Origin of the sequence: Streptomyces sp. DT2A-34, assembly GCF_030499515.1 — a bacterium.
Lineage (GTDB): Bacteria > Actinomycetota > Actinomycetes > Streptomycetales > Streptomycetaceae > Streptomyces.
Window position 1 is genome coordinate 6,372,024 of record NZ_JASTWJ010000001.1, and the last position, 22,071, is coordinate 6,394,094.

The following is a 22,071-nucleotide window of genomic DNA, read 5'->3' on the forward strand; positions in this document are numbered from 1 at the left end:
GGACCTGGCACCGGCCCCGGCTCTCCCCCGGTGTAGAGCCGGGACCGGAGTCCTTCGCTCGCCCCTTACTGCGAGGCGCGCCGGGCCCGGTCGCGGCGGCGCAGCAGGAGCACGCCGCCGGCGAGGGCGGTGATGCCCGTGGCGGCGGTCCAGCCGATGACGTCGTTCGAGCCGGTGGCGGCGAGGTCACCGCCGGACGCGGAGGAGGCGGACGCGGAGGGCGATGCCGTGGAGCCGCCGGTCTGCGGTCGGGGGTCCGACCCCGAACCGGCAGCGGGGGACGCGGACGCTGACGCCGCCGGACCGGTCGAACCGCCGGTTGACGTCCCCGTGGCCTTGTCCCGGGTGAACGCCAGTGTGCCGAAGCCCAGTTGGTCGTAGCCGCCGCTGTTGGGACCGTAGTCCCCGCCGCCGCCCTCCGGCGCGGACTTCGCGGCGACCTGCGTGAGGTACGACGCCGACAGGCCCCGGCGCTTGGTGTAGTGGTTGGCGATCATCGCCCAGATGGGGCGGGCCATCGCCGGGTCCACGGGCGCGGCCGAGGTCACGGTCTCCGATCCCGACCAGCCGTTGATCGCGCCCTTCCTGCGGGTGTTCGCGGTGAACGACACCTCACCGCCCATGGCCCACTTGGCGACGTACTGGGCACCCTTGAGGAAGCGGCTGTCGTCGTAGCCGTACAGGTCGATGCCCTGGTTCCAGGCCATCTCGCAGAAGGTGCCCATCAGGCCGACGCCGAGCAGGGCGTGCCCCTGGTCGCGGCCGGCCTCCAGCCACTCGGCGAGTCCGTCGTCGTGCACGACGGGGATGGCGTGCTTGATCGAGCCGAGGCCCTCGCCGTTCTTGAAGTAGTCGACGGCGCGGGCGACCTGGGCCTTGTCGTCGCAGAAGATGCCGGTCGCCAGGACGCAGCACATTGCGGCGAGGTCCCAGTTCGTCCAGTAGTTGGAGACGACGGCGCCGTTGTGCCTGAGCAGGAAGTCGTCGCTGAGCGGCGCGAAGACGCCGGTCAGCATCTCCTGGAAACGGTCGAGCTCGAAGTCGGGGTGGTCGCGGACGAGTTCGGCGGCGTTGGCGATCTGGTAGCCGTACAGACCGGCGGCCAGGAAGCGGTCGGCGCTGCCGTGCAGCGCGGTCAGTTTGGCCGACCAGGCGTTGAGGATCGCGACGGCGGTGTCGGCGTGGGCGCTGTCGCCGCTGACGTGGTGGCGCAGGGCGTTCTGGTAGGCGGCGTGCACGTCGTTGTAGAGGGTCGCGTAGTTCTGGGGCGTGCCGGCCCCCCGGTACACGATCTCCTGCGGGTTGGCCGCCCAGCCACTCCGGGAGTGCCGGTTGGCGGTCAGCTTGGCGAACCCGGCCGTGTAGGGAGTGGCGCCGGCCTTCACCTTGGCGGCCATACGGCCGAGGTCGGCGCGGGTGTGCAGGAGGCCGGGGTGGGCGTAGGCGCCGGCCGCCGCGGCAGGGGTGGGCAGCACGGCCGTACCGATACCGACGGCTCCGGCTGCCGCGCCCGCGGCCTTGAGCATGCTCCGGCGGCTGATCTGTCGTGTCACGTCGTCAATTCCTCGCGTGCCTGCGGCTGGGGACGGTGAGGAGACGGGGGAGACTGCGGGGGATAACAGAAACTCCGGACGCCGATCAGGAGCCGCAGCGATGACCATCCGCCGGATCATGCCCGACATCAAGGTCGACGCCGAGGAACAGATGGCGACAAGCCGGGACTTCTACGGCCTGCTCGGCTTCGAGGAGGTGATGCACATGGGCTGGATGATGACGATGGCCTCCCCCGCCAACCCCACCGCCCAGATCAGCTTCTTCACCGAGGAACGCACCGCGCCCGTCGTCCCCGACCTGAGTGTGGAGGTCGAGGACGTCGACGCCGTGTACGCGCAGGTGGTGGCGTCGGGCGCCGAGGTCGTACGGGAGCTTCGGGACGAGGAATGGGGCGTACGGCGGTTCTTCGTACGGGATCCGAACGGACGGGTGGTGAATGTGCTGACGCACCTGCCCGCCGGACGGACGTCAGTCCGGGACGACGTGGGTGACCAGCCGTGACCGCGGGCCCGCGAACGCACGTCGTAGCTGTCGACGACCTCGGAGATGTCCCCGACCTGGAGGGTGTCCCGCAGGGCCGCTGTGTTCCGGCCGAACCCCTCCGGCAGCCCGAGCGGGCCGGCGAGGGCGTCCCAGAAGTCGTCGAGCGCGTCGAACGACCGTCCCCGCAGGTCCACCACCAGCTCGGAGGGGGGCAAGCCCGTCGCCTCAGCCCTTGCGGTCCGCCACCGCCCAGGACGCCAGGGCGACCGCCCCCGCCACCCCGAAGACAGCGGGCCAGGCACCCACCTTCTTGGCCAGCGGATGCGACCCGGCGAAGGCGGCCACATACGCGGCGGTCAGCGCCCCCGCGGCCTTGCCGCCCGCCTGCTGCCGCCACTGCCGCGCGGCCGTGGCCCCCGCGACGGCCAGTACGGCCCCGCCCAGCTGACGCTTCCTGGTCCAGCGGGCCACCTCGCTGCATCCGACAGCCGCTGCGCGGCGGGCACCTACGAGCCCGCCCCCGGCGACCACCGCGCTGGGGATCTTCGCCATGTCTGCCTCCCACCACCTTCTGCCGGGCCCCGACCGTTTCTGCCGGTCCCTGGAGAACCGAGGCTAACCGGCCCCGCCCCTCCGCAACTCCGCCCGGGCGCGCAGCTCCGAGACGTACCCCGAGCCGATCGCGCCCCCGGCGGCGGTGAGGGCCAGGCCCAGGACGGCGGGGTTGACGTACCCGGGCACGTCACCGTTGTCGTACCTTCCGCCGTCGCTCGTCTCGCAGACGAAGCCGAGCGGGACGTACGGGATCTTGTAGTCGACGATCTCGATGCCCTGTTGGTGCCGCTCCGACCAGCCCGCCGTACGGCAGGACCGGGGCGGCGACGAGTCGGTGCCGCCGTCCTCGGCCGTCATGACGGCGCCGCAGACGGCGAGCAGCCCCCATGCGCACAGGGCGCAGGCGCCCGCACCCGCGAGGGCGGCGACGCCGCGCAGCGCGGCGGGAGCGCTCGCGCGCCGCAGGCCGTGGTCGGCCAGCGTGCGGCCGCCGTATCCGCACAGACCCACGGCGACGATCACCGCGACCACGGCGAACAGCAGGATCAGCAGGAACACGTGGCCTCCGGGCCGGGCGGACGACGGACGGGTGAGCCGAGTCCAACAGGGCCCGGCGCACCCGGCTGTGGTGGAGCCCACAGTTCCGGCAACAGGGGCGTTACAGCACGTCGGCGAGGCGGTCGACCTGGTCCGGGTCGAGGCCGTAGCAGTAGAGCATGACCTCGTCCGCGCCCAGGTCGGCGAAGGCGGTGAGCGCGGCGCGGATCTCGGCCGGGGTGGTGAGCAGGCCGGCGACCATGCGGTCGGCCACGCCGGTGAAGGCGTAGTACGCGTGCATGCGGGGTTGGGCCGCCGGCGCGTCCGGTCGGACGCTAGGAGCGGGCGGTGAAATCGCCGTGAAACGAGGGGCGTACGTGCGAGGCGTCGTACGGCAAAGGGGCTGTACGTCAAAGGGGGTTGTACGTCAGTCGTCGTCCCGGTCAGCGGAGGTCAGGTGCTCGGCGAGGGCGTGGAGGACGCAGAGGTTCGGGATCCCGGAGGTGACGGTTCCCCACACCTGCCACCGGCCGGCGGCGCGTACGGCGACGGAGCCGTTGAGGATCTCGATCCGCTGGATCTGCGCCCAACGCAGGGAGGTCCCTCGGGAGCCGACCTTGTCCCGGGTGATCCACACGGGGCCGAAGACGAGTCGCGCCCCCTCGGCCAGCGCGGCCAGAGCCCGCGGTACCTGGGCTGCGGTGACGGCCCGGCGGATCTCCGGTTCCCACGCCTCCGGGTGGCCGAAGTCGCCGGAGCGCAGCACGATCCGCTCACCGTCGACGTCGACGAGCAGATGGGCGCGGGCGAGGCCCTGCGGGGACAGCACCCTGCGTCGACGCACCACGGTGGTGTCGTAGCGGACGACACGGATCCGCCCGTCGACGGTCACCGTCAGCCCGTGCTCGTACAAGTCCAGCCGCGCGCCCGCGCCCGCCCTCGCCTCCGTCCTGCCGCCGGCCCACAGCAGGCGACGCAGTCCCCCGGCGGCGGCCCACCAGAGGCCGGGTTCGGCGAGCGGCGCCCGATAGGTGGCCCGCCGCCTGCCGAGCCGTGCCCGGCCCGCGGCCTCGGAAACCCTCGCCAGCAGCAACTTGTCGGCGCGGTCGCCGGCACGGCCCGGGGGAGTCTGCTCACTCATGCGGCACCGGCCTGCCTACGGAGGTGAGCCGCGCTGTCTCGGCTGGGGGTGGCGCTGTCCCGGCTGGGGGTGGCGCTGTCCCGGCTGGGGGTCGTGCCGGTTCGGTCGGGAGTTGAGCTGTTCCCACGGTGGGTTGCGCCGGTCCGGTCGGGAGTCGCGCTGCCTCGGCTGGTGGCCGAGGTGTCCCGGCTGTGGGGCGTGCTGTCCCGGCTGTGGGGCGTGCTGTCCCGACCGGGAGCCGGGCTGTCCCGAGTGTGGGTCGTGCCGGTCCGGCCGGGAGTTGAGCCGTGCCCATGGTGGGTTGTGCCGGTCTGGCTGGAAGTCGCGCTGTCTCGGCTCTGAGTCGAGCCGTGCCCATGGTGGGTTGTGCCGGTCTGGTTGGAAGTCGCGCTGTCTCGGCTCTGAGTCGAGCCGTGCCCATGGTGGGTTGTGCCGGTCCGGCTGGAAGTCGCGCTGTCTCGGCTCTGAGCCGAGCCGTCCCCACGGTGAGTCCCGCCAGCCCGGCCGGAAGCCGCGCTGCCCCGACCGTGAGTCGCGCTGCCCTGACCGTGAGTCGCGCCGCCCCGGCCGTAAGGCGAGCCCTCCCGGCCGTAAGGCGAGCCCTCCCGGCCGTAAGGCGAGCCCTCCCGGCCGGAACCCGAGCCGCCCCGGCCGGAACCCGAGCCCTCCCGGCCAGGACCCGCCCCACCCCGCCCCGGACCCGCCCCACCCCCACGAAGGACCGACCACCGCGCCCGCACCAGCAGTTCCCCCGGAGCCACCCCCAGGTCCTCCCTGAGCCGCCGGGTCGTGCGGTCGAAGGTGGACAAGGCCTCGGCGCGTCGGCCGCCGCGTTGCAGCGCGTGCATCAGCAGTGCCGCGACCGGTTCGTTCAGCGGCTCTTCCAGGGCCAGCGCGGACAGTTCGGCGATCGCCTCGGCGTTCTGGCCGAGCCGCAGCAGCCACTCCGCCTTCCGCTGTGCCAGCGCGACCCTGCGCTCGGTGAGCCGCAGCCGCTCCAACTCCGCCAAGGGGCCGGGCAGTCCGGCGAGCGGTTCGCCCCGGAACAGTTCCAGTGCCCGGGCGCACAGCCGTACCGCCTCGGACAGGTCACCGGCTCGCTCGGCCGCCCCGGCCTCGGTGACGAGTTCCTCCACGCACGCCACGTCCACCTCGGCGACACCGCGCACCAGCCCGTAGCCGTACCGGTCGCTCCGGATCACCGAGTCCGGGCTCTCCCCGAGACGCAGGCTCTTGCGCAGCCGGTACACATAGACCGGTACGACGTTCCCGCCCGGCGACTCCATCCCCCAGACGCCGTCCAGCAGTTCCCGTCGGCTGACCGACCGGTCCGGGCTCAGCGCCAACGCCGCCAGGACGGCCTGCTGCCGCAGCGGGCCGACGTCCACGGGCTGCCCGGCGAGCCACGCCCGCAACGGACCGAGCACGGAGACCCGAAGCCAAGGCCCGGACGCGGGGCCTGTCCGCTGCCGGCCCCCGGCCAGGGCCCGCGTCGCCGCCTGCCGACGCGGGCCCTGGCCGGGCCGGACCGGACCGCAGTCGAAGGCGTACACGATGGCGGCGGCCCGGTCCCGCAGCCCCAACTTCACCAGCACGCGGCCCAGTTGTCCGGCCACCACATGTTCGGGCAGCGCGAGGGCGTCGGCGATCTCGGCGTCCCCCAGGCCGCATCCGAGCGCATAGAGCACCTCGCGCTCCCGAGCGGTGAGGGCCGTGGGGCTCGGGCGGCTTGGGTGGCTCGGGTGGTTCCGCTGGTTCGGGTGGCTCGGGTGGCTCGGGTGGCTCGGGTGGTTCGGATGGCTCGGGTGGTTCGGATGGCTCGGGCGCCCCTGGCGTGAGGTCGTCGAAGGCATGGTGGTTCCCCGTTCTCCGGACCGGTCGATGCACTCGACCCGGTCGATCCATGTCGATCCATGTCGATCCCGTCGATGCCATCGAAGGTCGCGGAGGTGGAGGAAGCGTGGACAGGCCATCGAACCGTTCATATGTGACCGGTAGCCGCGCTACTGTCCCCCACCTGCGGAAATCGACTTCTGAGGGGGAAGGGCCGTGAACTGTGGCCAATGAGTTCGGCGATGAGTTACGGCGGCTGCGGCGCGAGAAGGGGATGACCCAGGAGCAGCTGGCGGAGCGCTCCAGGTTGAGTGTGAGCACGATCCGGGGCCTGGAAACCGGCAAGCGCTCCAACCCCCGTATGAACACGGTGGAGCAACTGGCCGGCGCCATGAATTTGGGCCCCGAGGACCGAGAGACCTTACTGATCGCCGCCGGCCTGCTCGACCCGGGACAGCCCGCACCACCTGATCCGGATTCCGGTCCCGAGCCCGAGCCCGAGCCCGATCCCAAGCCCGAGCCGGCAGCCCCCGCCTCGCCCCCCGACCCGGCCGAGCAACTCGCAAGACTGGTGGCCGCCCGCTGGCAGCGCGAGGAAGAACAGCGGCAGGTCCAGGACCCCTCCCCCCTCCCGGTCCGCTGGCGGACGGCCCCCGAGACCCTGACCGACCACTGGGACATCATCCTCCGGCGCCGCCCCGGGGACACGGCCCCGGCCGACCCCGTCGACCTGGACGGCCAACTGGACGAGATCACCGAGACGTTCCGGCGCATCCCGTCCGGACGACTGGTGGTGCTGGGGCCGATCGGGCTCGGGAAAGACGATCCTGGCCCTGCGCTTCGTCCTCGACTGCCTGGCCGCACGCAGCCCCACGGACCCCGTCCCGGTGATCTTCAGCATCGGCGCCTGGAACCCCACCAAGATCACCTTGCGGGACTGGCTGACCGCTCGGCTGACGCGCGATCACCCCGGTTACGCCGCACAGGGCCCCGGCGGGGAGAGCCTGGCCTCCGCGCTGGTCGAGTCCGGTCGTATCCTCCCCGTACTGGACGGCTTCGACGAGATGGCCGACGGCCTGCACCGCCCCGCCCTGGAGGCCCTCAACGCCACCACCCTCCCCCTCCTGCTCACCAGCCGCCCCGACGAATACGCCGCCGCGGTCGCCGAAACCGACGTCCTGACCGCCGCTGCCGCGATCGAACTCACCGACCTGACCCTCGACGACCTGGCCGACTACCTGCCCCTCACCACCCGCAAGACCGGCCGCGCGGACCCGGACACGAACGCCTGGAAGCACGTCCTGACCGAACTGGGCGAGGAGTCACAGGACGGGGCCGCGTCCCCCCTCGCCACGGTCCTGACGACCCCACTGATGGTCACGCTCGCCCGCACCATCTACAGCGACACCCCCGACCACGATCCGGCCTCGCTGCTGGACACCGAACGGTTCCGCAGCGCCGAGGAGCTGGAGGACCACCTCCTCGAAAACTTCCTCCCCACCGTCTACCGCCACCAGCTCCCGCAACCCCCCGGCGCCGAACCACGCCCCGCCTTCGACCCCGACCGCGCCCGCCACTGGCTCGGCTACCTCGCCCATCACCTGACCCGACTCGACACCCCCGACCTGGCCTGGTGGCGGCTCGGCAGCGGACTGCGCCCCGCCGCGCGCACACTGGTCACCGCGGTGATGACCGGGTTGGTCATCGCGCTCGTCGACTGTGCCGTCTCCTTCGCCATCGGCAACCCGTTGCCGTTCCCGATCGTGGACGCGACGGCCGTAGGGCTCCTTTCCGGACTCATGTTCGGGTTCGCGTACTGGCTCATGTTCGCGGTCAAGGACAGGGCGGTGTTGCCGTCCGCCATGCGCCTGCGCATCCGCGGCAGGCCCGCGACCGTCCAGTGGAAGTCCGGGCACCGCCACCTCATCGGGGGACTGGGCGGGTTGGCCTTCGGCTTCGGCTACGGGTTCGTGGTCGGCATGGTCAACACGTTCCACTGGCAGGCCGGACTCTCGGTCGGCCTGGATCTCGCGCTGGTCGACGGGGTCGTCTACGGCCTGGTCTTCTGCGGCGGCGCCGCGATCACCTTCTGCCTCCTCGACCACCTGGAAACTCCTCTCGACCTCAAGTCCGCCGTCAACCCGCGCCGCCTCCTGCACACGAACCGCCGCACCGTCCTCACCCAACTGCTGATCGGGGCGCCCCTCTTCGGCGTGGTGGTCGGAGTCGGCGCCGGATTCGTGGTCGACCTCCTCCAGGGCCACCTGGGCCAGCTCGTCTGGAGCCCCACGGCCGGCCTCGTACTCGGCACCATCAGCGGCCTCGGCGGCGCCCTCGGCTTCGCCCTCACCCTGACCGCCTGGGGCCAGTGGCTGGTCCTCACCCGCATCTGGCTGCCGTTGACCGGCCGCCTGCCCTGGAACGTGGTCGCGTTCCTGGAGGACGCCTACCAGCGCGGCGTACTGCGCCAGGCCGGCGCGGTCTACCAGTTCCGCCACGCCCGCCTGCAAGATCACCTCGCCCAGGCCCACCAACAGCGTTAGCGACGAACGACCAACGGCCAACGGCCAACGATCAGCGATCAGCGACCAACGACCAACGACCAACGCCCAGTGCCGGGCGTCCAGTGCCCAGTGCCCAGCCCCCGGCGTCTCGCGCCTCCGCCGGATCGAGGTTCACGACGATTTCATCGCCCGTTCCTAACGTCTGGCGCCGTCCCACCAACCACCTGCACCCGCACGCCATCGGAACCGGGGGAACACCCAATGCGGAAGACCAACCGACTCACGCGACGCGTCAAGGCCGTCGCCGTCACGGCGGCGATGACCGCAGCCGCCGCCCTCACACCCACCGTCGCCCAGGCCGACGACGCCCCTCGCCACTACTACATCGAGCTCGGCGGCACCGGCTCCGCGCTGCCCGCGCCCGACTGCACCCGCACGTACGGCTTCGCCAACCAGCACCTGGAGGCGGGCGCCGAGGTCGTCCCCGTCTGCTACCCGGCCAGCGCCGGCCCCTGGCTCAACGGCCAGAACACGCCGGACATCACCGCGCAGAGCTACGACAGCAGCGTCGCCCAGGGCTACGAGAACCTCCTGGCCGCCGCCGTGGAGACCCACCGCAAGGACCCGACCGCACGTCTCACGATCGTCGGCTACTCGCAGGGCGCGCAGGCCGCGGACGCGGTCCTGGAGACGATCGCGAACGGCGCCACGGACATCCCCCGGGACCAGGTCAACGGCATGCTGTACGCCGACCCGAAGCAGCCCGAAACCGGCATGTGGGCCAAGGTCCCCAAGGGCCTGGGCGCCTTCGGCTTCACCTCCGCCGGCCCCGGCCCCAAGGAGTTCCCGGGCGTCCCGGTCGCCCGCTTCTGCATCCGCGGCGACCTGGCCTGCGACGCCACGACGCCCGTGGCCGCGTTCGACTTCTTCCTCACCGACAAGCACGGGCGCTACGTCCAGGACGGCAACGTCATGGCCCGGACCATCGCCGAGGACGGCCTCGACGGGGTGTTCTGGTACGAGTCCTGACGTACGCCGGGACCCGCCCCGGACATGAACGCCCAGGTCAGGCAGGCTCAGGCAGGCCCTGACCTGGGCGTTCCCACGCCCCGCGTCCCACGCTCGAGTACGACCGTCCGCATGCCCCCCGGCCCGCTCTCCTCGTGCCTGACGCGCAGCCCGGCCGTGCGGAGCTGTTCCACCACCCACGTGTGGGAGAGCCGCAGTTTGCGGTAACTGCGGGCGGTGAGAGTCCAGTTGGCGTCAGGGGTGTCGCGGGTGTGGATCAGGTCGTGCACGACGACCGTGTAGTCGTCGTAGTCGTCCGGGTACTCCAGAAAGCAGGTCATGATCCGGTCCTCGGTGGCCCGGACCGGCAGGAAACGGTCGGTGCCGGTGAGCGGGACCGTCAGGTCCCGGTAGGCGAACACGGCCGTCCCTCCGGGCGCGAGCGCGGCGGCGACGTCGGCGAAGAGGGCGGCCACATCCCCTCGGGTCGGCAGATGGGTCAGCGTGTCACCGAGGCATACGACGGCCCCCGCCGACCCCGGCCGCACCAGTTCCCGCAACGCGGTCCGCACATCCGCCCGCATCACCCGCACTGCCGGCACCTGGGCGGCGTGTGCGGCGAGTTCGCCCAGCAACGGCCGGCTCAGATCGACCGCGAGGACGGAGTCGAAGCCGAGCCCGGCCAGCGCGAGGCTCGCCTGCCCCGGCCCGCACCCCAGATCCACGGCGAGCGACCCGGCTGCCGGACAGGCAGCCGCATCGGGAGTCACACCCCACCCCGAGAGGGAGGCGCGCTGCACCGCCGCGAGCGCGTCGAGATCGCCGCCGAGCATCCAGGTGTAGTGCTCGGCGAGAAACCGGTCGTAGTGGTCGACGGCCTGATCGACGGGTCGGCCCTCAGGTGGGGCGACGGCTTGAGCGGCGGCGGTCGTCACTGAGGTTGGCACAGCGATCGTCATGGACGAGGGCTCCCTTCGGTCCGACAGGCGAGGGAAATCTAGGGCGCAATACGGGAGTTGGGCGGCTCGACCGAACCAAATTCGGAACCCCGGGAAGAATGACGGCCATGGACGACACTGATTCGGCGATCCTCACCCATCTCCAGCGCGATGCACGGCTCACCAACCGCGAACTCGCCCGCAGGGTCGGCATCGCCCCCTCCACCTGCCTGGAACGGGTCCGCGCCCTGCGCGCCCGCGGTGTGATCACCGGCTACCACGCGGCCGTACAGCCACGCCTGTTGGGCCGCTCGCTCCAGGCCCTGGTCTTCGCCCGGCTGCGCCCCCTGAGCCGCGAGGTGATCCATGACTTCGAGAGCTACCTCACCCAACTCCCCGAGGTCGTCTCGGTCTTCGTGGTCTCCGGCGACGACGACTTCGTCGTCCACGTGGCCGTCCCGGACATCGAGCACCTGCACGCCTTCCTCATGGACCGCTTCAGCGCCCGCCGCGAGGTGGTGAGCTTTCGCAGCTCGGTGATCTACCACCAGACCGGCACGCGCGTACTGACGCCCATCGAGACCCACTGAGCTCAGACCCCGTCGAGCAGGGACATCAGGCCATGGTCGAGTTCCGGCCCGAGATCCTCTCTTCCCGGCTCGACGACGGCGTACGACCGCTGCAGAAACCGTCGCAGAGAAGCCGTACCGAACCGGATCGCGGCCATGCCGTGCGGCGCGTGGAACTCCACGACCGTGCGGGACCGGCCGCACGGCTGTATCCGTACGTCCCCGAGCCCGGCCGCCCCGTCGAGTCCCTCCTCCAGCAGCGAGCGGGCGAACGTCCAGGTGACCCCGTCCTCGTCGGCCGAGACATGGGCCGGGAAGTCGATGTGCACGGCGAAGGGTTCGGCGGCGCGGTAGCGCAGCGTGGGGCGGATCGGAAGCTCCGGGAACTCGGGGGTGACGAGGCGGGCGCGGACGGGCTGTTCGAGGGCGAGGCGCATGGTCGGTCGTCTCCGTTACCGATGTCTGTTGTCGGGTGTCTGTTGTTGATGCCTGCTGTTGATGTCTGCTGTTGATGTCTGTGCGCCTTCTCGACCGCGTCGCAGGCCCGTTGATTACGCGGAACCGCAACCCCGCCCCTGTGATCTAACTCACGTGAACCATTTAGTTGAGTTTTAAGTCATCTACGCTGACAAACTCGTCCGCGCCCACCAGCCCGCAGGCAACCCGGAGCGTTCCAGCCATGTCCGACGGTTCCCCGAAGGTGCCCGCCCAGGCGTCACCGCCCGCGTCCGCCACCGCCTCGTACGCCCGTATCTACGAGGAACAGCAGCCGCGCCTGGTCGCCTACGCCCGCTCGCTCACCCGCAACAACTCCTGGGCCGCCGAGGACCTGGTCGCCGAGGCGCACTTCCGTGTCTGGCGCCGGCTGTCGGCGGGCCACGAGATCGAGAACGTGCCGGCGTACCTGATGACGACGGTCCGGCACCTGGCGGCGACGGCCGTCGTAGGCGAGACGCGCGAGACCCCGCACGACCCGCGGACCGCCGAGCGCACGGAGATCGCCGTTCACGCGGGGGACACGGCGGACCCGGCCGAACAGATCTCCTCCGTGGACCTGTTGGTACGGGTACTGGGCCAACTGCCCGAGCGCTGGGTGCAGGCGTTGTGGCTGGCGGAGGCGGAGGGCCAGCCGCTGGAGACGGTCGGGCAGCGCATCGGCGCCAAGCAGGGCGCGACGGCCGTACTCCTGCACCGTGCCCGCGAGGGCATGCGTCAGGCCTTCCTCCGCTCCCAGACCGGCGCCCCCGACGACCCCGCGTGCGAGGTCCACTGGGTGCGCATGCCGGCGTACGTCCGCGGCAACGCGACGCCCCGCCAGTCCGAACGCCTGCTCGCCCACGTGGACGCCTGCGCCGACTGCCGCGGCCGGCTCGCGGTACTCATGCGCGCCAACGACCGCCTGCCCGCCCTGGTCGGCCCGGCCCTGCTGGTCTTCGCCATGGGCGGCGCGGGCAAGTTCCTGCTGCCGTTCATCGCCGGGTCCGCCGGCGCCACGGCCGCCCTGAGCGGCCAGGCCGGCACCGCACTGCACGCGGCCCGCCAGGCGGTGACCGGCGGCACGGGCGGCGCGAAGGTGCCGACGGCGATCGCGGCGGGGGCGACGGTCGCGGGCGCGGCCCTCGCGATGATGCTCGCCCTGGGGACGGGCAACCCGTCGTCTCCGACGCCGCTCCCGGACCGGGTACCGCGCGCGGACGCGCCGGTCGTCGCCCGGCCGTCGGAGGGGCCGGTCGCCGGGGCGGAGAGGCCGGTGACGAAGCAGGCCGAGCAGCGCGGGACGGACGGCGGGGTTGGGGTTCTGGCCGCCGATGTCGCTGTTGACGCTGGTTCTGATACGGCGGTGAGTGGCGGGGTGGCTGAGGCGGAGCCGGACGCCGAACTGCCGGGCGGGGATGTGCCCGCGCCGCCGCCTGCCGATGTGCCCGCACCGCCGCCGCCTGCCGACGTACCCGCGCCACCGCCGCCTGCCGATGTGCCCGCACCGCCTCCTGCCGGTGCACCTGCATCGCCCCCTGCCGGGCCGGTGATTGACCCCCCGGCGGACCCCGCACCCCCGCAGAACGACACGCCTCCGCAGAACGACACGCCTCCGCAGAACGAGCCGACGCCGGGAATCGAAGACCCGGCCGCTCCCGCACCGGCCGCCCCCGCACCGGCCGCCCCCGCACCGGCCGCCCCCGCACCGGCCGCCCCCGCACCGGCCGCCCCCGCACCGGCCGCCCCGGTGGACGAGCAGCCGGAGGCGCCGGCCCCCTCACCCTCACCCACGCCCACGCCGGCGCCCCCGGCGCCCCCGGCGCCCCCCACCCCGCCGGAGACGGCCGACCCCATACCCACACCCGCCCCGGCTCCCGCCCCGCAACCAACACCCGAGGACCCCGGAAACGGCTGCGCGAACTGACCTGAGTTGCACGCGGGCTGCGCCGACCGGTTCCACTTCCTGTCGGCGCGGCCCGCTTTCCTGCGCCGTGGCCCGGTGATCGGCGGGACGCCTTCAGTCGTCCGAACTCGAACTCGAACTCGATCCCGATCTCCCACTGGAACGCCCCAACCAGCGCACCAACCGGCTCAACCCCAGGGTCACAGCGGCCACCCCACGCACCCAGCGCGGCCCGCCCCGCTCCGCCCACACGACGCAGACGTACCCTCCGACGACGAGCGCGAGCACGCCGGACAAGACGACGATCTCGAACATGCTCATCCCCGTTCTTCCTTCACGGTCCGCGCAATCCTCTCAGCAGGCACAGCAGTCCCTCGAACCGCAGTCGGCACTCGACGCCGAACCTGCACGCCCTCCTCACGCGCGCCCGCGCCCCGACGCCGTACCCGACACGGCGAGCACGGAGAGCAGGACGAGCGCGCACGCCGGCCCGAGTACGGTCCACGGCGCCAGCTCGAAGTACGGCTGGTTCTCCGACAGCAGCCGCCCCCACTCCGGCGTGGGCGGCTGCTCGCCCAGCCCCAGGAAGCCGAGGGAGGCCAGCACCAGGACCGTGGTGGGCAGCCGCAACAGGGCGTTGCGCAGGACGGCGGGCAGGACCGCGGGCAGGTAGTGGTGGCGCAGCAGGTACAGCGGCCCGGCGCCGAACGACAGCGACGCGAGCATGTGGCCACTGGCCCGTTCCTCTTCGATCAGCGCCGCGGCCTGGGCGGCGTACGGCGTCCAGCCGACCAGGCACACCGCGAGCGCGGCACCCCACACCGACGGCCCGGTCACCGCCGTGGTCAACAGTCCGGCGAGAACGGCCGGGAGCGTCGACGTGACCTCCACCAGTCCCGCGCTCGCCCGTGCCACGCTGCCGAGCAGCAACCCCACGAGGACGCCGACCGCCGTCACCGCGAGGGCCACGCCCGCCGTGCGCAGCGCCCCGTGGCCCAGCCGGGCCAGCAGATCACGGCCGAGCGAGTCCGTGCCCAACGGGTGTGCGGCGGAAGGCGACAGGAGTCGGGCGGCCGTGTCCACCCGCAAGGGGTCGCGCAACAGCCCCGCCACGACCAGGGCGAGCAGTGCGACGGCACAGAACCCGGCGATCCAGCGCGTGGAGCGCCGTCGCGTGAGGGCCGCCGGGGGCGGGGCGGTCAGGGCGCCGTCCCGCAGGGCGGGGCCGAGGAGCGCGCGCCGCAGGGCCTGGATGAGCAGGCCGGCGACGACGCCGAGCAGGACGAGGGCCAGCGTCGCCGTCTGCAGCGGTGGCAGATCCTGGGCGATGGCGGCGTCCAGGGCGAGTCGGCCGAGCCCCGGAATGTTGAAGATCTTCTCCACCGCGACCGCGCCACCGACCAGCGCCACGACGGTCGGCAGAAGCTGCGGAAGCACACCGGCGAGGGCGCGGCGCAGGGCGTTGCGGGCGATGGCGTCGGACGAGAAGCCGAAGGCGTACCAGGTCCGCGCCCAGGGCTCCCGGAAGGCGCCGGGCAGCGACTGGTCGAGGAGACCGCCGATCATCGCCCCCGACGGCACGCCGAGGGCGAGCGCGGGCAGCACCATCGACGACGGCCCCTCCCACCCGCTGGACGGGAACCAGCCCAGCCACACCCCGCACACCGTCGCGAGCAGCGACGCGAGCAGGAACTTGGGCAGCGCGGCGAGAACGGCCGCCCCGGTGCCCGCCCGCGCCCGCCGCAGCCGCCGCCGGGAGCCGAGGTACAGGGTGCGGCCGCAGACCAGCGCGGCCACCGCCACCGTGACCACGAACGCGCCGAGCATCAGCGTCACGGAGACCGCGAAGGCGGTCGTCACCTGCGGCAGAACCGGTTCGCCCGACACCCAGGAGCTGCCCGCGTCACCGCGCGGCAGCCCGCCCAGCCAGTGCGCGAGATGCGTGAACGGCCCTTGGTCCAGACCCAGTTGCTCCCGTACGGCGGCCAGTTGCGCCGGCGTCGGGTCCTGGTCGGCGGAGCGGGCCCGCAGGACCGTCAGCGCGGGATCGGTCCCGGACAGCCAGGGCAGCAGGGCGACGGCCGCCAGCAGCGCGGCCCCGGCCACGACGCGGCCGGCGACCGTACGCCACGGAGCGGGATGGGTGTCGGCACCAGCCGTCGCCATGCCCGCCTACTTCAGGTGCGTGTCGGCATCGACCAGGGACCGCTCACGCGGGTCGAGGAGCACGCCCTCGACATCGGTGCCGATGCCCTGCACGACCTTCTCGTGGACCAGCGGCACGACGGCGTCCGTGCGCAGGATCTCCGCCTCGGCCCGCATGATCTTCGCCCGGCGCTGCTCGGTGTCGCCTTCCTCGCCCGCCGCCTCGACGGCCTTGTCGACAGCCGCGTCCTTCAGTCCCGCGATGTTGTAGACGCCGTCGCTCATGTAGTCGCTGGCGAGGTAGGCGACCGCGTCGCCGGTGTCGAGGAGCGTCACCCGGGAGAAGACGAGCGCGTCGTACTTGCCCGCGAGGAGGTCGGCCTCCATCTGCGTGTACTCGCGTACGTCCTGCTTCACCGTGAACCCGGCCTTCTCCAGCTGCTGTTGCAGGACGGTCGCGGCCTCGGGCAGTTCGGCGCGGTTGGTGTAGGTGGCCAGCCGCAGCGTCTTCCCCTTGGTCTTCGCCTTGACGTCGGCGGAGGCCGCGGCCGAGGCCCTCCCGCTCACCGCCACCCGGTTCTCGGCCGCCCAGGAGACGGCAGGCCCGAAGAGCCCCTGCGCGGGATCGGCGTACCCACCGAAGACAGACTTGACGAGCGCGGAACCGTCCACGGCCGCACGGGCGGCCGCGCGCAGGGACGCGTCGGTGAAGATGCCGCTGCCGGTGTTGAGAACGAGACTGTCGGTCCGCACGGAGGGCACCTCATGCCGGGTGTCCGCGTCCAGCAACCCCGCCTGGGCGGTGGGGATCCACTCCGCGATGTCGACGTCGCCGCCGCGCAGGGCGTTGGCGCGGGCGGTGCCGTCGGCGATCCAGGTCACGTCGATGCCGGGCGCCTTGGCCTTGCCGCCCCAGTACCCGTCGAAGCGGTCGAGCGTGGCCTTGCTCTTCCCGGTGAGCTTCGTGATCTCGAAGGGACCGCTACCGGTACCGACCGGGCTGACGGTGCCGTCCTTCGCGTACGCCTCGGGGGACAGGATGCCCAGCGCGGGACTGGCGAGCCGCAGCGGCAGCACGGGGTCGGCGGCCTTGGTACTGATGGTGACGGTGTCGGCGTCCTCGGCCTTGGCGGTCAGCGTCACGTCGCTGAGGACACGGGGCTTGGTCTCGGCGGCGCCCGCCTTGCCGAGCGCGTTGACCACGGACTCGGCGGTGACGTCCGTGCCGTCCTGGAAGGTGGCCTTTCGCAGCTCGAAGGTCCAGGTGGTGGCATTCTCCCGCTTCCAGGACTTCGCCAGCGCGGGCGCGGCGGCCCCGTCCTCGTCCAGCGCGGTGAGACCTTCGGCCACGGAGAGCTTGCTCAGCACGGTGGCGTCGTTGCTGTACGGCGACAGCGCCTGCACGGGCGGCACGGCGAGAGCGACCCGCAGCCGCCCGCTCGATCCTGCGGCGCCTTCCGCGTCCGAGCCGCCTTCGCTCGAAGATACGAAGCAGCCGGTGAGCAGGGGGGTGAGCGCGAGCGCCGCGATGAGCCTTCGGGGGGTGGTGCGGGGGGCGCCGCTGGCTGAGCGGTTGGTTCCGATGGTGGCGCGGGTGGTGCCGGTGGTGGTGCGGATGGTTCGCATGGTGGCAGGGTCCTGTTTCGTGCTGCGTCGGCGGGGCCGCGTCAGCCTATAAGGCAAGCCTTACCAACTCTTCACCGGGTTGATGAATCCTCAACCACTGAGACGAGACCCCACTCAAGCCCCACACCACACCGCACCACAGCGCACCACAGCGCACGTGACGGCGGGGCTAAGGCCGGCAGTGGCCGTACTCGTTCAGAGCGTGGATACGACTGCCGAACCTGTCGTCGGCCTTGCAGGCCGCGGAGTAGTCACCGATGGCGACCTTGCCGAATTCCGCCGGGTTTCAGTAGATGGAAGAGGCAGATCTCCCCGGCGTTGCACGGCGGCGCGGCGGCGCGGCGGACGCGGAGTGCGCTCCGGCAGGACGCCGCCGAGAACGAGCGTTGCCAGGGCGCCGAGGGCGCGGGCGCGGTGTGTGCGGGCGCGGTGTGTGCGTAGGGAAAGCGTGTCGGTCCTTCCGGTTGGTTCCGGTGAACGCGGATCCGGGAGATGCCTCGGTGGGCTGCTCCCGTCCGGCCCCACCGGAGTGGGGCGGCACGGAAAGACCTGGCCATTGCGTTCGACTTGGGGCGAATCGACCGGACCGATCGCCGCCACCGGCTGAGAGAGTCCCGACGTCAGGGCAGTTGAGGCATACGCCAGTACTGCCTCTTCTTCTCGTCCCGTACGACAACCCCCAGCCTCAGCAGCTCCCTACGCAGCTCCCGGGCGTCATCGGCATCTTCCTCCCCCTTCTTCCGCGCCGCGGCACGAGCCTGCAACAGCGCGTCCGCTCCCTCGGGCAGACCGGGCGTCCCGGGAACCCAGCGCCGGAACTCCTCCCGGTACGGATCCTCATCAGCCCAGCGATAACCGTGCTCGGTGAAGGCACCGGCAAGCCGCTGCCAGGGCAGCCGGCAATCCTCCCGAGCAAGCTCCATGCCGTCCGCCCCGAGCAACACGAGCTGCTTGCCGTCCCGCGCCACCAGCCCGATCTCATCGCCCTCGAACTCCTGCGACGCATCCCTGATGCCAAGAGCGACGCGACTGCGAGAGACGCTGACCGCCAGCGACTCATGCACCGCGACAAACCCGACCACCAGCCCCAGCAGCGCCCCCACCGCGACGCCTCCCACGCTCAGCCACGGCTCCGGAACAGAGGTCAGCAACTCGGCCGGCCCCTTGAACGGCGCCCAGCGCAACGTCACGAGCCACCTCGCGAGAACGGTCACCAGCCAGCCGATCCCGGCCCCGCACCCCACACAGAAGAGCGCGAGAAGCCAGGCCGACTCAGCGATCACGGTGACGTCGCCGTCCACCGCCCCGCCCTTCTTCGAAAGATCCCCCGTGTCCCTCATGTCCCCCGCCCCTACGCGTCTGATCTCCGGCTCCACACCGCCGAGTCTGAAGGGCAGCCGCACGTGCTGTCGTCGGCCGATGGTCTACGGCGGCTGCGACTTTGGTCGCCTTCGGTGGCGGCTGCCCCTACGACGCCGTCATGCGGTGCTCCAGAAGGCCAGGGCCTTGCTGATCAGCTCTTTCGCGGCGTCCCCATAACGCGCGGCATTACTCAGGGCGTTGAACGCCTTGTCGTAGAGGGCAAGTTCGTCCGGGTCGGTGATGTCCACCCCGGTGGAGACGAGTTCGTAGTGGGCCCGGTCGTCGCCGTGCATGTTGAAGCCGGGCATGGGGACCACGCCTACCTCGGCGGTGGTGGGAAGCCCGCCGAGCGTGAGAGAGGACAGGTCGATGCCGCGGAGGAGACGCTCCATCTGTCCACGCATCACGACCGGCCCGCCGATGTTCGTGTACAGGGCCTGTTCGCCGAGGATCACGTCGTAGTGATGCTCACCGACGTAGCCGAGATCTTGGTGAGGGAGGAGATATGCGCGGCGCTGACCCCCGAGTTGTCCTCGGGCTACACCGGTCTCGTCACGAACGCCGTCTCCTGACCGGAGCACTGGACGTCGGCGTCACAGCGATCGACACCAGCACCAACTATCTCGGCTTCCGCTCCCATGAGGTGCTGGCGCGGACAGCCGGCAATCTGTTGCCGGAGTTCACGCTCTCCACAAAGGTGGGCTTACCCGACCGTAACAGCGGGGGACTTCAGCCAGGCTCAGCTTGATGAGCTGCACGGGCGTTATGGAGGCCATGGACGCCTTCCGTGCCGGGCTCTCGCTGGCGTGGAGGCCATTGGGATCGGTAGACGAGGGGAGGAATTACTCAGCGGGAAGGCCGTCGTCAGGTGTAACCGCGACGATGGCCACAGTGGGAGGCGGCGGTGCCGGTGTATACACGTACGCCACTGCCAGCCCTGGCACTCCGCCCCGGGGCTCGATCTTCGTCTTGCGGACTTCGGTGCCGTCCTGACGGGGAGGCCCGAGCAGGACCCCGAGCCTGGGCACCTGTTCCAGTTCCTGCCGGAGTGTCTCCAGCGCCTGCTCGGCTCCGAGAGCTTTCGCTCGATCTGCCGCCCGCACCGTCACGGCCGCGATCACGCCGCTCACCGGCCCTGTGCCTCCTGCTTCAACCGTGCCCCGAGGTCGATACCCTCCTGCACGGCGATGTCGAAGTCGGGATCCTGGTAGAGCCGGATCCTGCCTCGGTAGTCGACGATCACCGTGGCGACAGCGTTGAGGTCCGTCTCCGACGAAGCCTCCAGTGCACGCTGCAGATCTGCTTCAAAGGACTCCCGGTCGCCCGGAAAGCCGTGTCCGGACCGAAGAGCCGCTCGAATGTCGCCGATGGTCTTCAACGGCAGTGCCGCTGGCCGGGGCGTCTCCTCGTACTGTGCGCTCACGATCGTCAGCTCCTTGCTCTCCGCTGTCCTATGGACGAGTGTCCTACAGCGGAACGAGTGCCGCGGTAGAAACTCCCTCGTCACTGTGCCAAGCGTCCGTGCTCCAGAACACCACCCAGGAAGGCGCGCCACGCGCCGCTACTAAGAGTGATGACGGGCCCCGTCTCACACTTCGAATCGCGCACGAAGGCGTCGTTCGCGGCCAGCGCGCACTCGACGCACTCTCCTCCGGCACCGTTGCTGTACGACGACCTGAACCACACCGGAGCGTGGCTGACATCGGCGGCTGCAATGCTCAACTTGCGTATTCCTTCAGCACTGTCTTGATCAATTGGATGGAGCGTTGAGGACTCAGGGCTGCGGCTCGCAGGCCGTCGAACGCCTTGGTGTACTCACGAACATGATGTTCGCCTTCCAGGTACACGGCGTCGGTGATGCCGTCCCGGTACACGATGTCCGGGTCTTCCTGGGCAGGGAAGCCCAACATGGTGAATGAGCCTGTGACCGGATACGTGCCTGCATCGAAGGGCAGGACCTGGAGGATCACGGTGGGCAAAGCGGCGGCTTCCAGGACACGTTCGAGCTGCTCTCGCATGATCGCCCGGTCTCCGATCACGTGGCGAAGAGCGCCTTCGTTCACGACGAACCAGGCATCCGGCGCGTCAGATCGCGTCAGCATGGTTTGGCGTTCCATGCGTACACGTACGGCCCTGTCGATGTCCTCGGCAGACATGTGTGCGCCGGTCGTGTGGAGCTCGCGCGCATAAGCGTCGATCTGCATGAGGCCGGGAATCAACTCGCACTGGTACTGGCGGATGGTCGAGGCGTCCTGCTCCAGCCCGATGTAGATGTTGAACCACTCGGGCACGCCGGCCCCGTGCACCTGCCACCAACCGCGTGTCTTGGCCTGCCGGGCAAGTGACTTGAGAAACTCACGCAGTTCGTCGCTGGTTCCGTAGAACCGGCACAGGGCGTCGATGTCGGACGGCTGTACGCGGCCGCTGCCGGTCTCCATGCGGTTGACCTTGGATCCGCTCCAGTCCAGAGCCTCGCCGACCTGGGCGCAGGTGAGCGCGCTCTTCTCGCGGAGCTTCTTCAGCTCGATCGAGAGACGACGACGTCTTGCCGTCGGTGAACCGGCCATCCCAACCCTCTTCCTGGTAGCGGGAGTTCAGTCTCGCGCCAAGGGGCGTGCTTGCCAATCACTCAGAAGTGGGAATCCCGTTGTGCACATTGCACGACGGGATGCGCTCCGGCACGCTTGCCAGCAACGCGACTCACCGTGAGCGCTTGTGGCCCTCCGCTGACCATCCGGGACTGGCGGAATCGGCACGCTATGAGAGGGGTCTTGTGATTCAGGAAGCGTGTATGTCACGAAAGTCGTGGGGCCTGGACTTCACGGCTGAACCCGAGGAAGTAGCCGCCCTGCGCCGCATCATGCGGCTGCACCTGGGGCTCTGGGGATTGCACGATGTCACCGACGGGGCCCAACTCTGCGTGAGCGAACTCGTGTCCAACGTCATCACGCATGTCGGCTACGGCACTCCGGCCATGCTCGCGGTCTCCATGAACGGCACATACCTGCGTATCGAAGTCCACGACCCCGACACCCGTGCCCTCCCCACCCTCATCGACGCAACTCTCGACTCCGAGGGTGGGCGCGGCATGGCTCTCGTCGACGCCCTCGCCGATCGCTGGGGTGTCCAGCTCTACCCCGACCGGAAGGTCACCTGGTGCGAGCTGGCGACCGGGCTGACCTCCACGAACGGCCATGTCAGAACGCCGGGCGTGATGCGGGCCGAGGCGTTGCTTGACCTCTACTTGGAGGCGAAGCTGCCCCGCGCGTCGAGTCCGAACAGGCTAAGTGCCGCCATGGCCGTGGAGGCGGTGATCGACGTAATCACAGACTTTCTTCACTGGCTTCGGGCGCATGGCTGCGACCCGGATGAAGTGCTCGACCGCGCTCAGACCCACTACGAGGCTGAAGTAAGCGTCACGGCCGACGTCATGTGA

Annotated in this window: 21 protein-coding genes and 4 pseudogenes; 8 read left to right on the forward strand and 17 right to left on the reverse strand. The window is 71.0% G+C overall.

Annotated features, from left to right (window positions below; genetic code table 11):
• Nucleotides 1-65: 65 nt before the first annotated feature.
• Nucleotides 66-1,553: an alginate lyase family protein gene (locus QQM39_RS28545; RefSeq protein ID WP_302000423.1), complete on the reverse strand. Its 1,488-nt coding sequence runs from the start codon at nucleotides 1,551-1,553 to the stop codon at nucleotides 66-68.
• A 100-nt stretch (nucleotides 1,554-1,653) separates the two neighbouring features.
• Between QQM39_RS28545 and QQM39_RS28550 the strand changes: the two genes are divergently transcribed.
• Complete coding sequence (locus QQM39_RS28550; RefSeq protein WP_302000424.1) at nucleotides 1,654-2,055, forward strand: VOC family protein; 402 nt, start codon at nucleotides 1,654-1,656, stop codon at nucleotides 2,053-2,055.
• A 207-nt stretch (nucleotides 2,056-2,262) separates the two neighbouring features.
• On the opposite strand, the gene QQM39_RS28555 is transcribed toward QQM39_RS28550, so the two are convergent.
• From QQM39_RS28555 to QQM39_RS28575, 5 genes and pseudogenes are all read right to left on the reverse strand, one after another.
• The gene (locus tag QQM39_RS28555; RefSeq protein ID WP_302000425.1) at nucleotides 2,263-2,589 is read right to left on the reverse strand and encodes a hypothetical protein; all 327 of its coding nucleotides are present in this window, start codon (nucleotides 2,587-2,589) and stop codon (nucleotides 2,263-2,265) included.
• 63 nt (nucleotides 2,590-2,652) lie between these two features.
• Nucleotides 2,653-3,150, reverse strand: a complete 498-nt coding sequence (locus tag QQM39_RS28560) for a hypothetical protein (protein WP_302000426.1) — start codon at nucleotides 3,148-3,150, stop codon at nucleotides 2,653-2,655.
• A gap of 100 nt (nucleotides 3,151-3,250) precedes the next feature.
• A pseudogene (locus QQM39_RS28565) lies at nucleotides 3,251-3,430 on the reverse strand (LLM class flavin-dependent oxidoreductase); the annotation flags it as partial.
• Nucleotides 3,431-3,556: 126 nt separating this feature from the next.
• Complete coding sequence (locus QQM39_RS28570) at nucleotides 3,557-4,270, reverse strand: DUF6585 family protein (protein WP_302000427.1); 714 nt, start codon at nucleotides 4,268-4,270, stop codon at nucleotides 3,557-3,559.
• 692 nt (nucleotides 4,271-4,962) lie between these two features.
• Nucleotides 4,963-5,958 (reverse strand): annotated as a pseudogene (locus QQM39_RS28575) (BTAD domain-containing putative transcriptional regulator); the annotation flags it as partial.
• A gap of 419 nt (nucleotides 5,959-6,377) precedes the next feature.
• On the opposite strand from QQM39_RS28575, the pseudogene QQM39_RS28580 reads away from it, so the two are divergent.
• The 3 genes and pseudogenes from QQM39_RS28580 to QQM39_RS28590 form a co-directional block, all read left to right on the forward strand.
• Nucleotides 6,378-6,467: pseudogene (locus tag QQM39_RS28580) on the forward strand (helix-turn-helix domain-containing protein); the annotation flags it as partial.
• A 523-nt stretch (nucleotides 6,468-6,990) separates the two neighbouring features.
• Nucleotides 6,991-8,646, forward strand: a complete 1,656-nt coding sequence (locus QQM39_RS28585) for a hypothetical protein (RefSeq protein ID WP_302000428.1) — start codon at nucleotides 6,991-6,993, stop codon at nucleotides 8,644-8,646.
• 222 nt (nucleotides 8,647-8,868) lie between these two features.
• Nucleotides 8,869-9,636, forward strand: coding sequence for a PE-PPE domain-containing protein (locus tag QQM39_RS28590; RefSeq protein ID WP_302000429.1), 768 nt, complete (start codon nucleotides 8,869-8,871; stop codon nucleotides 9,634-9,636).
• Between the two features lie 47 nt (nucleotides 9,637-9,683).
• Here the strand turns inward: QQM39_RS28590 and QQM39_RS28595 are convergent, their stop codons facing one another.
• Nucleotides 9,684-10,574 (reverse strand): bifunctional 2-polyprenyl-6-hydroxyphenol methylase/3-demethylubiquinol 3-O-methyltransferase UbiG, encoded by an 891-nt coding sequence (locus tag QQM39_RS28595; protein ID WP_302000430.1) that lies wholly within the window; start codon nucleotides 10,572-10,574, stop codon nucleotides 9,684-9,686.
• A gap of 107 nt (nucleotides 10,575-10,681) precedes the next feature.
• Here QQM39_RS28595 and QQM39_RS28600 point away from each other — a divergent pair, with 107 nt between their 5' ends.
• Nucleotides 10,682-11,143: an Lrp/AsnC family transcriptional regulator gene (locus QQM39_RS28600; protein WP_302000431.1), complete on the forward strand. Its 462-nt coding sequence runs from the start codon at nucleotides 10,682-10,684 to the stop codon at nucleotides 11,141-11,143.
• A gap of 2 nt (nucleotides 11,144-11,145) precedes the next feature.
• Here QQM39_RS28600 and QQM39_RS28605 read toward each other — a convergent pair whose 3' ends face one another.
• Nucleotides 11,146-11,559 carry an SsgA family sporulation/cell division regulator gene (locus QQM39_RS28605; protein WP_302000432.1) on the reverse strand — a complete coding sequence of 138 codons (414 nt, stop codon included), beginning with the start codon at nucleotides 11,557-11,559 and terminating at the stop codon, nucleotides 11,146-11,148.
• Between the two features lie 242 nt (nucleotides 11,560-11,801).
• On the opposite strand from QQM39_RS28605, the gene QQM39_RS28610 reads away from it, so the two are divergent.
• A complete protein-coding gene (locus tag QQM39_RS28610; protein WP_302000433.1) occupies nucleotides 11,802-13,523 on the forward strand; it encodes a sigma-70 family RNA polymerase sigma factor in 1,722 nt (573 codons plus the stop codon).
• A gap of 93 nt (nucleotides 13,524-13,616) precedes the next feature.
• Here QQM39_RS28610 and QQM39_RS28615 read toward each other — a convergent pair whose 3' ends face one another.
• The 5 genes from QQM39_RS28615 to QQM39_RS28635 form a co-directional block, all read right to left on the reverse strand.
• Nucleotides 13,617-13,823, reverse strand: coding sequence for a hypothetical protein (locus QQM39_RS28615; RefSeq protein WP_302000434.1), 207 nt, complete (start codon nucleotides 13,821-13,823; stop codon nucleotides 13,617-13,619).
• Nucleotides 13,824-13,919: 96 nt separating this feature from the next.
• Nucleotides 13,920-15,668 (reverse strand): ABC transporter permease subunit, encoded by a 1,749-nt coding sequence (locus QQM39_RS28620; RefSeq protein WP_302000435.1) that lies wholly within the window; start codon nucleotides 15,666-15,668, stop codon nucleotides 13,920-13,922.
• Nucleotides 15,669-15,674: 6 nt separating this feature from the next.
• A complete protein-coding gene (locus tag QQM39_RS28625; RefSeq protein ID WP_302000436.1) occupies nucleotides 15,675-17,273 on the reverse strand; it encodes an ABC transporter substrate-binding protein in 1,599 nt (532 codons plus the stop codon).
• Between the two features lie 620 nt (nucleotides 17,274-17,893).
• Nucleotides 17,894-18,649 carry a hypothetical protein gene (locus QQM39_RS28630; protein ID WP_302000437.1) on the reverse strand — a complete coding sequence of 252 codons (756 nt, stop codon included), beginning with the start codon at nucleotides 18,647-18,649 and terminating at the stop codon, nucleotides 17,894-17,896.
• Between the two features lie 102 nt (nucleotides 18,650-18,751).
• Nucleotides 18,752-19,090, reverse strand: a complete 339-nt coding sequence (locus QQM39_RS28635) for a Scr1 family TA system antitoxin-like transcriptional regulator (protein WP_302000438.1) — start codon at nucleotides 19,088-19,090, stop codon at nucleotides 18,752-18,754.
• Nucleotides 19,091-19,203: 113 nt separating this feature from the next.
• Here QQM39_RS28635 and QQM39_RS28640 point away from each other — a divergent pair.
• Nucleotides 19,204-19,338 (forward strand): annotated as a pseudogene (locus tag QQM39_RS28640) (aldo/keto reductase); the annotation flags it as partial.
• Nucleotides 19,339-19,477: 139 nt separating this feature from the next.
• On the opposite strand, the gene QQM39_RS28645 reads toward QQM39_RS28640, so the two are convergent.
• From QQM39_RS28645 to QQM39_RS28660, 4 genes are all read right to left on the reverse strand, one after another.
• Nucleotides 19,478-19,765 (reverse strand): hypothetical protein, encoded by a 288-nt coding sequence (locus tag QQM39_RS28645; RefSeq protein ID WP_302000439.1) that lies wholly within the window; start codon nucleotides 19,763-19,765, stop codon nucleotides 19,478-19,480.
• Nucleotides 19,762-20,058, reverse strand: a complete 297-nt coding sequence (locus tag QQM39_RS28650; protein WP_302000440.1) for a DUF6247 family protein — start codon at nucleotides 20,056-20,058, stop codon at nucleotides 19,762-19,764. The genes QQM39_RS28645 and QQM39_RS28650 overlap by 4 nt, the downstream gene beginning before the upstream one ends.
• Before the next feature lie 80 nt (nucleotides 20,059-20,138).
• Complete coding sequence (locus QQM39_RS28655) at nucleotides 20,139-20,321, reverse strand: DUF397 domain-containing protein (RefSeq protein ID WP_367669704.1); 183 nt, start codon at nucleotides 20,319-20,321, stop codon at nucleotides 20,139-20,141.
• Between the two features lie 32 nt (nucleotides 20,322-20,353).
• Nucleotides 20,354-21,202, reverse strand: coding sequence for a helix-turn-helix transcriptional regulator (locus QQM39_RS28660; protein WP_302000442.1), 849 nt, complete (start codon nucleotides 21,200-21,202; stop codon nucleotides 20,354-20,356).
• 224 nt (nucleotides 21,203-21,426) lie between these two features.
• On the opposite strand from QQM39_RS28660, the gene QQM39_RS28665 reads away from it, so the two are divergent.
• Nucleotides 21,427-22,071: an ATP-binding protein gene (locus QQM39_RS28665; protein WP_302000443.1), complete on the forward strand. Its 645-nt coding sequence runs from the start codon at nucleotides 21,427-21,429 to the stop codon at nucleotides 22,069-22,071.

Bases quoted from the DNA above. Each gene is read 5' to 3' on its own strand.
- QQM39_RS28660 (WP_302000442.1), bottom strand. From the start codon at position 21,202: ATGGCCGGTTCACCGACGGCAAGACGTCGTCGTCTCTCGATCGAGCTG.
- QQM39_RS28625 (WP_302000436.1), bottom strand. From the start codon at position 17,273: ATGCGAACCATCCGCACCACCACCGGCACCACCCGCGCCACCATCGGA.
- QQM39_RS28610 (WP_302000433.1), top strand. From the start codon at position 11,802: ATGTCCGACGGTTCCCCGAAGGTGCCCGCCCAGGCGTCACCGCCCGCG.
- QQM39_RS28570 (WP_302000427.1), bottom strand. From the start codon at position 4,270: ATGAGTGAGCAGACTCCCCCGGGCCGTGCCGGCGACCGCGCCGACAAG.
- QQM39_RS28615 (WP_302000434.1), bottom strand. From the start codon at position 13,823: ATGAGCATGTTCGAGATCGTCGTCTTGTCCGGCGTGCTCGCGCTCGTC.
- QQM39_RS28620 (WP_302000435.1), bottom strand. From the start codon at position 15,668: ATGGCGACGGCTGGTGCCGACACCCATCCCGCTCCGTGGCGTACGGTC.
- QQM39_RS28590 (WP_302000429.1), top strand. From the start codon at position 8,869: ATGCGGAAGACCAACCGACTCACGCGACGCGTCAAGGCCGTCGCCGTC.
- QQM39_RS28550 (WP_302000424.1), top strand. From the start codon at position 1,654: ATGACCATCCGCCGGATCATGCCCGACATCAAGGTCGACGCCGAGGAA.
- QQM39_RS28595 (WP_302000430.1), bottom strand. From the start codon at position 10,574: ATGACGATCGCTGTGCCAACCTCAGTGACGACCGCCGCCGCTCAAGCC.
- QQM39_RS28665 (WP_302000443.1), top strand. From the start codon at position 21,427: ATGTCACGAAAGTCGTGGGGCCTGGACTTCACGGCTGAACCCGAGGAA.
- QQM39_RS28555 (WP_302000425.1), bottom strand. From the start codon at position 2,589: ATGGCGAAGATCCCCAGCGCGGTGGTCGCCGGGGGCGGGCTCGTAGGT.
- QQM39_RS28605 (WP_302000432.1), bottom strand. From the start codon at position 11,559: ATGCGCCTCGCCCTCGAACAGCCCGTCCGCGCCCGCCTCGTCACCCCC.
- QQM39_RS28600 (WP_302000431.1), top strand. From the start codon at position 10,682: ATGGACGACACTGATTCGGCGATCCTCACCCATCTCCAGCGCGATGCA.